The 11,031-nt window shown below is 68.7% G+C and carries 8 protein-coding genes and 1 tRNA gene; 2 read left to right on the top strand and 7 right to left on the bottom strand.

The genetic code is table 11. The annotated features are described in order from the left end of the window. Positions 1-200 precede the first annotated feature (200 nt). Positions 201-875: an aminodeoxychorismate/anthranilate synthase component II gene (locus HGK34_RS21100; protein ID WP_201851184.1), complete on the top strand. Its 675-nt coding sequence runs from the start codon at positions 201-203 to the stop codon at positions 873-875. A 135-nt stretch (positions 876-1,010) separates the two neighbouring features. Here the strand turns inward: HGK34_RS21100 and pknB are convergent, their stop codons facing one another. From pknB to HGK34_RS21135, 7 genes are read right to left on the bottom strand one after another with little or no spacing between them, the layout of a single operon-like run. Next, positions 1,011-3,077 carry a Stk1 family PASTA domain-containing Ser/Thr kinase gene (pknB, locus tag HGK34_RS21105; RefSeq protein ID WP_201851186.1) on the bottom strand — a complete coding sequence of 689 codons (2,067 nt, stop codon included), beginning with the start codon at positions 3,075-3,077 and terminating at the stop codon, positions 1,011-1,013. Next, a complete protein-coding gene (locus HGK34_RS21110; RefSeq protein WP_201851188.1) occupies positions 3,078-4,745 on the bottom strand; it encodes a serine/threonine-protein kinase in 1,668 nt (555 codons plus the stop codon). Then, complete coding sequence (locus HGK34_RS21115) at positions 4,745-6,268, bottom strand: peptidoglycan D,D-transpeptidase FtsI family protein (RefSeq protein WP_201851190.1); 1,524 nt, start codon at positions 6,266-6,268, stop codon at positions 4,745-4,747. The genes HGK34_RS21110 and HGK34_RS21115 overlap by 1 nt, the downstream gene beginning before the upstream one ends. Then, positions 6,265-7,815: an FtsW/RodA/SpoVE family cell cycle protein gene (locus HGK34_RS21120; RefSeq protein WP_201851192.1), complete on the bottom strand. Its 1,551-nt coding sequence runs from the start codon at positions 7,813-7,815 to the stop codon at positions 6,265-6,267. Before HGK34_RS21120 ends, HGK34_RS21115 begins: the two co-directional genes overlap by 4 nt. After that, entirely contained in the window at positions 7,812-9,326 is a 1,515-nt protein-coding gene (locus HGK34_RS21125) for a PP2C family serine/threonine-protein phosphatase (protein WP_201851194.1), read from the bottom strand. The genes HGK34_RS21120 and HGK34_RS21125 overlap by 4 nt, the downstream gene beginning before the upstream one ends. A gap of 7 nt (positions 9,327-9,333) precedes the next feature. Beyond that, positions 9,334-9,843, bottom strand: coding sequence for an FHA domain-containing protein FhaB/FipA (locus HGK34_RS21130; protein ID WP_201851196.1), 510 nt, complete (start codon positions 9,841-9,843; stop codon positions 9,334-9,336). A 10-nt stretch (positions 9,844-9,853) separates the two neighbouring features. Beyond that, a complete protein-coding gene (locus HGK34_RS21135; protein WP_201851198.1) occupies positions 9,854-10,567 on the bottom strand; it encodes an FHA domain-containing protein in 714 nt (237 codons plus the stop codon). Positions 10,568-10,816: 249 nt separating this feature from the next. On the opposite strand from HGK34_RS21135, the gene HGK34_RS21140 reads away from it, so the two are divergent. Continuing rightward, positions 10,817-10,900 (top strand) — tRNA-Leu (locus HGK34_RS21140). The last annotated feature ends 131 nt before the right edge of the window (positions 10,901-11,031 follow it).

Below are 11,031 nucleotides of genomic sequence, written 5' to 3' on the forward strand. Positions count from 1 at the left end.
ACCCTCCGCCGAGGGCAACAACGGCTCGATCCGCGCCCAAGCCGCATCGGTCAACTCACCGCGTCCAACACCCACAACCCTGACATTACCGGCCCTGTGACCTGCCCATTCGCAGGACAGGCCCTAGGCGCGGCAGATCCCCGACCCGGCCTGCCGGACCAGGACACGCCCGCGGTCGTGGGCCCCGTAGTCTGGGCCGCATGACGCGCATCCTCGTCGTCGACAACTACGACTCCTTCGTCTACACGATCGTCGGCTACCTGAACCAGCTCGGGGCCGAGACCGTCGTCGTCCGCAACGACGCGGTGCCCGAGCCCGAAGCCGACGGCCGGTTTGCCGACGGCGCCGGGACCTTCGACGGCGTGCTCGTCTCCCCCGGCCCCGGTACCCCGTCCGAGGCCGGCGCCTCCGAGTCCGTGATCCGCGCCTGCGCGCGCTCCCGAACACCGATGCTCGGCGTGTGCCTCGGCCACCAGGCGCTCGCCGAGGTCTACGGTGCCACCGTCACGCACGCCCCGGAGCTCATGCACGGCAAGACCAGCCAGGTGTTCGTCGCCGACGGCGACCATGACGGCGTGGGCGCGGAGGACTCCGTTCTCGCCGGGCTCCCGTCACCGTTCACCGCGACGCGCTACCACTCCCTCGCGGCCATCCCGGAGAGCGTGCCGGACGAACTCGCGGTCACGTGCACCACCGAGTCCGGCGTGGTCATGGGCCTGCAGCACCGCGAGCTGCCGCTGCACGGCGTGCAGTTCCACCCGGAGTCGGTCCTGACCGAGGGCGGGCACCGGCTGCTCGCGAACTGGCTGGAGCTGTGCGGCCTGAAGGGTGCCGTGGAGCGGTCGAGGGGAATGGCGCCGCTCGTCGCGGGATGAGGGTTCCGTCAACCGTCTCAGGGTTCCGTAGGTGAAGATCCAGATCCGGCACCGACGACACGGACGCGGTTCGGGCGCACGAGAACGGCGGAGGACCTGGCCGAAGCCTGGTCCTCCGCCGTTCTCGTCGAGCTGTCAGCCGCCGGGCAGGATGATGTCGCTGGCGCCAGGACTCGGGGCGCCCCCTGGCGTCTCGTTGACGATGAAGAGCTTGACGTCGTAGCCCGTGTCGACCTCCGAGCCGGGCGCCGGGTCCGTGTTGAACACCGTGCCGGCCGGGTACTGGGTGTTGTCCTGGTACTCGACGTTGTCCTCGCTGCAGTTCAGCGTGGCGGCGCCGCAGGCCTCGAGCGCGTCCTGCAGCGTCATGCCGAGGATGTCCTCGGGGACTGTCGTCTTGGCACGCGGCTGGGCGACGTAGTAGGTCACATCGATCCCGGCATCGTGGTCTCCCGGCTCAGGATCCGTGTGGTGGACGGTACCTGGATCGACCTCGTCGGTGTCCACGGTCTGCCTGACGGGGATGAAGCCGAGGTCCTTGAGTTCCGAAACGGCGCGGTCCTCGCTCCAGCCCGTCATATCAGGGAGGGTGACGGTGCCGGAGGCGAACCACACGTCAACGCTCTCACCCTCGGTGATGGTGTCGCCTCCTGCGGGCTCTGAGCTGAGAGCACGCCCGGCGTCCTGGTCCGAACTGTTCTTGGGGATCCAGTTTCCCAGTTTCAGTCCGCGGGCCTCGAGGGCGGTATTGACTTGGTCCTGCGTCATGCCGACGATGTTCGGCACGCTGACCTCACCCGGAGCGCCGGAGACGTAGATGGTGACGGCGCCGCCCTCTTCGGCGGACGTGCCGGCCGCAGGGTCAGTCTCGCCCGTGGTCGTGTCGGCCTCCTGGTCGGAGTTCTCGTCGATCGCCTTGTCGCACGTGAGGTTTGCTTCCTCGACCTTGGCGCACGCGTCCTCGTAACTCCAGCCGGCCTGGATCTCCGGCACGGTCACCGTCGCCGGGCCGTCGGGCTTCTGGCTGTTGACCACCCAGGCGATCAGGATTGCGACCAGCGCCGCGATGGCGATCGCCACCAGGGTCCAGATGAGGGTCTTCTTGTTGTCCGTCTCCTTGTCACTCCGGCGACCGGGGCCGCCCGGCCCCACGGGTCCGGTCGGGTAGCCCTGCCCCGGCGTCTGGATCGGCGGCTGCCCCGCTGTGGGCGGGCCGCCCCACTGCTGGGTGCCGTACCCGGCGGCGGGTGGCATCTGCTGGGTGCCGTACCCGGCGGGCGACATCATCTGGGTGGCCTGCCCGCCCATCGCCATCGCGCCCACCATCGGCGCGGTGACCTGGCCGCCCCGCAGCGCGGCCTCAAGGTCCGCCCGGAACTCGGCCGCGCTGCTGTACCGGTGGTCACGGTCCTTGGTCAGCGCCTTGAGCGTGATGCGGTCCAGCACGTCGGGCACGTCGACGGCGATCTCGCTCGGCCGCTGCGGTTCTTGCCCAACATGCTGGTAGGCCACCGCCACGGGGGAGTCGCCCTGGAACGGCGGGCGCCCGGTGAGCAGCTCGAACAGCAGGCAGCCGGTGGAGTACAGGTCGGACCGTGAGTCGACCGTCTCGCCACGGGCCTGCTCCGGCGACAGGTACTGGGCGGTTCCGATCACGGCGTTCGTCTGCGTCATCGTCGCCGCCGAGTCCGCCATGGCGCGCGCGATACCGAAGTCCATGACCTTGACGGCGCCGGTGGGCGTGATCATGACGTTCGCCGGCTTGATGTCGCGGTGCACGATCCCGGCACGGTGCGAGTACTCGAGCGCGGACAGCACGCCCGTGGTGATCTCGATGGCCTCCTCGATCGGCACGGCGGAGCCGCCCGTCAGGATGTCGCGGACGGTGTGCCCCTCCACGAACTCCATGACGATGAACGGGACGGTGATCTCCTTGCCGCTCGCGTCCTTGGTGCGGTCCTCGCCCGTGTCGTACACGGCGACGATCGCGGGGTGGTTCAGAGCGGCCGCGGACTGCGCCTCGCGGCGGAAGCGGGCCAGGAACGACGGATCGTCGGCGAGGTCGGAGCGTAGTACTTTGATCGCGACGGTGCGGCCGAGCCGTGTGTCATGACCGACGTGTACTTCGGCCATACCGCCACGGCCGACCAGCTCCCCGACCTCGTAGCGGCCGGCGAGCACCCGGGGCGTGTTGTCCACCACTTATACGTCCTTCGAAGATTCGGCCGGCCGCGGAGCGGTCAGCGGCTCGTCAAGGAGCATCATCCCAGAGACCGCGGCCTCAGCCATGGTGCCAGAACTCAGCATTGCATCCGTCGTTCCGTAGGAACTGTTACCCAACGGTTGGGCGTCGTCGTCTCCGTCTCCTCCGGTGGTCAGCACCAGGACGAGGACGACGGCGCCCAGCAGAACTCCGAGCGCGACCAGGGGCCACGGGACGCGGATACCGAGGCGGTCCTCGAACTCGGCCGCCCAGTGCGCGATTCCCGTGGCCATGCTGCCTCGACGGCCTGAGCGACCGGACCGTTCGGCACGGACCTCCCGCCGGGACGGATACGTTCGTGATGCCCCGTCCGACGGGAACACCGCGCTCGGTACATATCCGGTTGTGGGGTGGAATCCCTCTGCTGAGGTTCCGTGCCGGCCGACCGCCGGGTCGTGCTGCTCCGGGCCGGGCATCGCATAGCCGTCAGGGACTCCAGGGTCCTGGGTGCCGGAGCCCGGGGCGCCGTGCTGATGCGGCCGGGCCTGATGGCCGGGCACCCGATTCCACGGGTTCTGTGGGTCGGGCGTGACGGCTGGTGCGGACTGCGGGGTGGCCGTTGCCGTGAACTGCCCTGGCGGCGGTCCGGGCTGGGCCGTGCCGTGCGCCCCTACCGTATGGGTGCGGCCGTCGCCCTGCGTCGCTCGACGGGTCTCACTGCGGGATCGGGCGACGCCTCGGCCTGACACGCGACGACCTCCGCCGCTGACGTGCCGTGACGGACCGGCCTCCGGGTGCTCGCCGGACCACGAACCGGACACCCGGCGCGTGCCGAACGGGTCGGCGGCGATCTCGGCGGCCAGGGCCTCCATCTCACGGGCGAGCGTCTCAGCAGACGCGAACCGGTGGGCGGGGTCCTTCTCCAGCATCTGCATGATCAGCTCGGACAGGCCCGGGTGGACCGACGAGGGCAACGGAGGCACAGGAGCGTTGACGTGCGCAATCGCGATGTCGACCGGGCTCTTGCCCGTGAAGGGGCGCCGGCCCGCGGAGGCCTCGTAGGCGACCACGCCGAGCGCGTAGATGTCGGAGGCACCGGTCGCGGACTGCCCGACCGCCTGTTCGGGCGACAGGTACTGGGCCGTTCCCATGACCATGCCCGTGGCGGTCATCGGCACCTGGTTCTGCGCCACGGAGACCCCGAAGTCGGTGATCTTCACGGTGCCGGAGTGCTCCAGCAGGATGTTCCCCGGCTTGACGTCACGGTGCACGACGCCGGCCGCGTGCGCGGCGTGCAGGCCACGCGCGGTCTGCGCGAGCAGCGGCAGCAGCCGCTGGGGCGACAGGACGGGCTCGCGCTCCAGCAGGTCCGCCAGCGGCTCCCCGAGCACGAGCTCCATGACCAGGTAGCCGGCGCCGTCCTCCTCGCCGTAGTCGTACATCTGGGCGATGTTGGGATGCAGCAGTGTCGAGGAGTTGCGCGCCTCGGTGCGCAGTCGCCGCAGGAAGTCCTCGTTGCCGGTGTACTCCTCGCGGAGCACCTTGATGGCGACCTCACGGGTGAGCTTCTCGTCGAAGGCGACCCAGACCTCGCCCATGCCACCGACGGCCAGGCGGCGCACCAAGCGGTAGCGCTCCCCGACCAGAGTGCCTTCGACAGGTCGCATCAGCCGATCGCCGCCTCGAGGATCTTCTTCGCGATCGGCGCGGCCAGCGTGCCGGACGCGGTGTCCACCGTGGAGTTACCGCCGTTCTCGAGCACGACGGCGATCGCGACCTGCGGGTCGTCGGTCGGTGCGAACCCGGTGAACCACAGCGTCGGCTGCCGGTGGCCGCCGTTCTCGGCGGTACCTGTCTTGCCGGCGACGGAGACGCCGGGGATCTGCGCGTTCTGCCCGGAACCGTTCTCGACGACGCCGATCATCATCCCGGTGAGCGCGTCCGCCGTGGACGACGAGATGGGATTGGCGAGCGTGCTGGGGTTGGTCTTCTCGACCACCTCCAGCTCGCTGTCGCGAATGCTCTTGATCAGGTACGGCTTCATCTCGGTGCCGCCGTTCGCGACGGTGGCGCTCATCATGGCGACCTGGAGCGGGGTCAGTTTCACGTCTCCCTGGCCCATGCCGCTGAGCTCGATGCGGTCGACGGAATCGGGGTTGGTGTTGTCGAGGCCCGGGTAGCTTCCCGCGACGGTACCCATGGGCACTTCCAGACTCTCATCGAAGCGGAAGGCCTTGAACATGTCGGTCATGCCCTCCTTCCCGATCTGGCCGCCGAGCCAGAGGTACGACGAGTTGCAGGAGGTGCGCATGGCATCGGCCAGCGTGATCTTCGTCTTGCCGGCCACGCAGTCGTAGCCCCCGAAGTTGTTGATGGTGGTGCCCGTGTTGGTCAGCTCGTAGCCGTTGGGCGACGGCACCTCGGAATCGGGGGTGAAGTCTCCGCTCTCGATCGCCGCCGCGGAGGTGAAGACCTTGAAGGTCGATCCGGGCGGGTAGGTGGCGTCGATCGCACGGTTGGTCAGCACTGAGTACGGGCTGAACTGCTCGGAGCCGTCATCGGTGTTGATCTGCGGCTTCGTGTTCGCCAGACCCTGATAGGTCTCGTTGACCTCGCCACTGCTGTGCACGGCCAGAGAGTTCGGGTCGTAGGACGGCTTGGAGACCATCGCCAGGATCGCGCCGGTGCGCGGATCGAGAGCGACGGCAGCACCCGTGTAGTTCCCGAGGGCGTCCCACGCGGCCTGCTGGATCTTCGGGTCGATCGTGGTATCCACGGACGAGCCCTCGGCCTCCTGGCCGGTGAGGAGGTTCTGCAACTGGTCGAGCCAGAGCGAGTCGGCCCGGCCCGAGAGGTAGTCGTTCGCGCTGCGCTCCAGCCCGGCGGTGTTGCCGTTGACCGCGAAGAACCCGGTGATCGGCGCATACAGCTTCGCGAGGTCCTCGGAGCCGTCGGCGTACACACGCTGGCGGCCGTAGGCGTCGTCGATCGGGACCGAGACGACGACGTTGTCCTCGCCGACGACGATCGGTCCCCGCGCAGCGCCGAGATCCCGGTAGATCTTGCGGACGTTGCGCCCGTTGTCGTTGAGCTCCCCGGCCTGGACGAACTGGATCCAGGTCGTGGACACCATGAGCACCAGGAACATGGCCATGACCACCGTCGAGAGACGGCGCAGGGTGGTGTTCACGCCTGGTCACCTCCGTCGTTCCGGATCGGGACGTGCATCTGGGTCACCTCGTCGCTCGGCGACGGCATGCTCTGTCGTGCCGCCGCTCGGTCCGCGGTGCTCGCTCCCGGCCCTACCTCGATCGCACCGTCGGTGCTGGGCCCGGAGTTCATCGGTGGAGTGGCGAGCTGGCCGCGCGTGGGCAGGGCCGACGGTCGACGTGCCGCGTCGGAGATGCGAAGCAGGAGCGCGATGACGATCCAGTTCGCCAGAAGCGACGAGCCTCCCTGAGCCATGAAGGGCAGCGTCAGGCCGGTCAGCGGGATCACCCGTGTGATGCCGCCGACCACGACGAACAGCTGCAGGGCCATCACGAAGGCCAGACCGCCGGCGAGCAGCTTGCCGAAGCCATCGCGCACGCCGATCGCCGCGCGCAGACCGCGCTGCACGATGGCGAGGTAGACCAGCAGGATGGCCAGCAGCCCCGTGAGGCCGAGTTCTTCGCCGAACGCCGCGTAGATCATGTCGGAGAACGCGAACGGGATCCTCGAGGAGTACCCCTCGCCCCATCCGGCGCCGAACATGCCGCCGAACGCCATGCCGAACATGCCCTGGACGATCTGGTAGGAGCCCCCGAACTCCCGCTCGATGAGTTCCGGGTCCAGCGGGTTCAGCCAGATCTCGACACGCGCCTGCACGTGGCTGAAGATGGTCCAGGCCACGAACGCGCCCACCACGAACATCGACATGCCGATGGCCACCCACCCGCCACGCTCCGTGGCGAGGTAGAGCATGCCGACGAACAGGCCGAAGAACAGCAGCGAGGTCCCGAGGTCCTTCTGACCGACCAGGACCATCAGGGACACGGCCCAGACCACGAGGATGGGCCCGAGGTCACGCAGGCGCGGGAGCTGCAGTCCCAGCACCTTCTTGCCGGCCAGCGCCAGAGTGTCGCGGTTGGCCACGAGGTAGCCGGCGAAAAAGACCGCGAAGAGGATCTTGGCGAACTCGGCGGGCTGCAACGAGAACCCGGCGACGTTGATCCAGATCTTGGCGCCGTTGATCTCCTGTCCCAGTTTGGGGATGAGCGGCAGGATGACCAGCACGAGCGCGGCGACCATCACCGTGTACGTGTACTTGCGCAGCACCCGGTGGTCCCGCAGCACGAGGAGCAGCACACAGGCCACGGCGATGCTCAGCGAGGTCCACATCAGGTGCCGGCCGGCGTCGGCTCCGCGCATCCCGGCCATCTCGAGCCGGGTGATCATCGCCAGGCTCATCGTGTTGAGCAGCATCACCGCGGGGAGGATCACCTGGTCGGCGTACGGCGCGCGGATGCGCAGCACGATGTGGGCCGTCAGCGAGAGGGCCGACAGCACGAGCACCTCGGTCCAGAAGCCGTCCGGCAGCCGGTCCTCGAGGGAGTAGCCGACCATGGCCAGCCCGCCGAAACCCAGTGCGAGCGCGACCACGAGAAGCACGGCCTCGGCGGCTCGCCCCGGAGCGTTCTCCTCGGGCTGGATCGCGTCCTGCATCCCCTGAGGGAGCTTCTCGGAGAGCATGCTCATCCGTTCTTCCCCCCACCGCTGCTGGAGTCCTTGCTCGTGCTGCTTGTGTCCGTCGACGAGGAATCCTTGCCTGCCGGATCCGCGGAATCCGTGGTCTGCGGCTCCTCGGTCGGCTCAGTGCTGGGATCGGTGCTCGGTTCGTCCGCGGCGGGTGCGGGCTCGTTCTCCTCCTGCACTTCCTCGGCCTGGTCGATCAAGCGCTGCGCGCGTTCGAGGGCGTCGTCGTGCGACGAGGCACGGATGGTGCCCTCGATGCTGTCGGCGATGTATCCGGGAAGGTCCGCGACCTGCGTGCCGGTCAACTCGATCGGCGTCGACAGCGAGAACGGCCCCGCGGTCGCGGGGATGCCACGGAAGACCGCGACCTGGCCGTCCGCCTCACCCACGTAGTACTGGGTCTGCGTCCAGCGGTACCCGGCCCAGCCCGCGACACCCAGGCCGCCGATGACCAGAAGGGTCCCGAACGTGGCCAGCCAAGGGCGTCTCCTGCGGGGAGAGGCCTCGGCCGCCTCCTCCATCTCGTCGTCGGGCAGCACCTCGGGTTCGTAGGCTCCCGCTTCGGAGCCGTTCACGGCGTGCTCGAGCGCGTCGGCCAGGTTCGGGTCGTCGTCCGGCAGCACTGCCGTACCGACCGCGCTGGCCTGGGGTTGTGCCGCCCCGCCTGAGCCGTCGAGGCTCTGCCCGCTCGGGTGGATGATCGTGCCCGGGCCGATCGCGGCAGTCACACCGCGGAGCGCGGCGGCGCCCACGATCTCGGGCTCCGGCGGTGGGAAGGGTGCGGACTCCTCGTCCACCACATCGGCGACCACCACCGAGATGTTGTCGGTGGAGCCCTCGCGCATGGCGGCCGAGACGAGTCGTTCGGCGGCCTCGGCAGGGTCGGCGACGTTCCGGAGCATGTCGGTGAGGTCATCGACGGAGACGAATCCCGACAGGCCGTCGGAGCACAGCATCCACCGGTCACCGGGGATCGCCTCACGAACCGACATGTCGGGGGTGAGGTCGAGGTCGAAGTCTCCGAGCACCCGCATCACCACATTGCGCTGCGGGTGGGTCTCGGCCTCGTCCGGTGAGATGCGGCCGGTGTCCACGAGGTGCTGCACAAAGGTGTGGTCGACGGTGACCTGCGTCAGCAGTCCGTCGCGCAGCAGGTAGGCGCGGGAGTCGCCGAGGTGTGCCATGGCGAGGGTGTTGCCGCTGCGCAGCAGCGCGGTCACCGTCGTGCCCATGCCGGCCAGCTCGGGATCGGTGGTCGTGGCGGCGATCAGATCCTGGCGCGCGCGGTCGACCGACTGCTCCAGGTCGGTCAGAAGACGGTCCGTGCTGTGGTCACCGTGGTCCAGCGAGGTCAGCGCGGCGATCGTCAGGGACGAGGCGACGTCACCGCCCGCGTGCCCGCCCATGCCGTCGGCCACCACGAGGAGGTGCGGACCTGCGTACGCGGAGTCCTGGTTGTTGGAGCGGACGAGGCCGACATCGGAACGCGCGGCATACCGCAGATTCACGGTCACGTGGTGGTCATCCCTGGAGCTCGACGACGGACTGGCCGATCTGGACGCCTACCCCCGGGGGCATCGGGACGATGCCCTGGATGCGCTGATCGTTCATGTAGGTGCCGTTGGTGGAACCAAGGTCTTCCACGTACCACTGGTTCCCCTGCGGGTAGATTCGGGCGTGTCGGGAGGACGAGTAGTCGTCGTCGAGCACAAGGGTGCAGCTCGGTGCGCGGCCGATGAGGATTCCGGACTGCGTGAGCGGGATCGTCGTGCCGGTCAGCGGGCCTGCGACGACGACCAGGCGCGTGGGCGCACCGCTCCGCGGTCCGGCACTCATGACAGGTGCTGGTGCCGCCGGTGCCTGTCCCTGGGGCGGTCCGCCCGCAGTAGCGGGCTCCGGCCTGCGGCGCCGCTTCCGGGCCGTCCGCGGGCCTGCGAGATCCCGCCGCAGCACGGCGACGGCCGAGAGCACGAACACCCACAGCAGCACCAGATAACCCAGCCGCAGCAGGGTGAACGTCAACTCGCTCATGAGGGGTCGATCACCAGTCCTCGTCCTCGGCGCCGGCGCTGCCTGACCAGAACATGATCCGGGTGCGACCGATCGTCATGGTGTTGCCGTCGAGCAGGGTGGCCGCAGGGACCTGGTGCCCCTCCACGTACAGTCCGTTCGTGGAGCCCATGTCGGAGGCGACGACGCCGTCGGGCGTCACGCGGATCTCCAGGTGGCGGCGGGACACGCCCGGGTCGTCCACGACGATGTCCGCCTCCGCGTCGCGGCCGATGACCGTCACCGGACCGGTCAGCAGATACCGCTGTCCGTCGATGTCGATCAGCGGATGCCGTGCGCTGGGGGATCCGGACGTCGCGGGCGCGACGTTCCCCTGCACGCTGCGAGAGCGTACGTTGAAGCGACCGGGTACGAGCTCGAACATCTCGTCGAACGTCACGCTGACCGGGCCGACGAACGCGTAGTGCTGCGTCGCCGCATAGGCGGTGACGTTCGACGCCAGCTCGTCGGCAAGGGTCTGTGCCCCCCACGCCTCGATCTGGGCGAAATCGTCAGGGGACAACTCGATCGTGAACTCGTTCGGTGCGACGGTGCGGTCTCGACCCACCACCGCGGCGCGGTCGTCAAGTTCCCGCCGGAGCCGGCTTGCCAGCTCGACGGGCTTCACCTCACCACGTCCCACCTTGGCGAACGCGTTGTTCATCATGCGCTCCACGCTCTTCTCGAAGCGATCCAGGGCGCCCATGCCACCTCCTTCCCGGCCTGCGCGTGGGCAGACTACATAGATCGTATAGACCGGCAGGTCGCAACAGACCGCAATCTGTGTGGAAGTCCTGCGGATCTTCTCGATCCTGTGCTGTGAGCCTCGGCACTGCCAGTCAGGAGAAGACGGGCGAACCCGCACGCTACCGGAGGTCGGGGAGGTTCGGAACCAGGCCAGGCACATATTCGGTTCGGACTCACCCCCTCCTGCGTGCTAATCTCTTCCAGCAGCGCGCGAGTGGCGGAATTGGTAGACGCGCACGGTTCAGGTCCGTGTGCTCGAGAGGGCGTGGGGGTTCGAGTCCCCCCTCGCGCACGTCGCCTCGGGGCGAGGTGTGTTCGGTCTTCACCGAACCACCTCGCTCCGATTTTTTTGTGGGGCCGGAGCCCCCACGCCCCACCCCGGGAGCTGTCTCTTATACACATCTGACGCTGCCGACGATAAGG

The sequence above is a fragment of the Myceligenerans indicum genome (genome assembly GCF_016742955.1).
GTDB classification, from domain to species: Bacteria; Actinomycetota; Actinomycetes; order Actinomycetales; family Cellulomonadaceae; genus Myceligenerans; species Myceligenerans indicum.

What these genes read in the sequence shown, in the direction of transcription:
- HGK34_RS21100 (WP_201851184.1), top strand. Translation starts at nt 201, where the DNA reads ATGACGCGCATCCTCGTCGTCGACAACTACGACTCCTTCGTCTACACG.
- HGK34_RS21110 (WP_201851188.1), bottom strand. Translation starts at nt 4,745, where the DNA reads ATGCGACCTGTCGAAGGCACTCTGGTCGGGGAGCGCTACCGCTTGGTG.
- HGK34_RS21120 (WP_201851192.1), bottom strand. Translation starts at nt 7,815, where the DNA reads ATGAGCATGCTCTCCGAGAAGCTCCCTCAGGGGATGCAGGACGCGATC.
- HGK34_RS21130 (WP_201851196.1), bottom strand. Translation starts at nt 9,843, where the DNA reads ATGAGCGAGTTGACGTTCACCCTGCTGCGGCTGGGTTATCTGGTGCTG.
- HGK34_RS21135 (WP_201851198.1), bottom strand. Translation starts at nt 10,567, where the DNA reads ATGGGCGCCCTGGATCGCTTCGAGAAGAGCGTGGAGCGCATGATGAAC.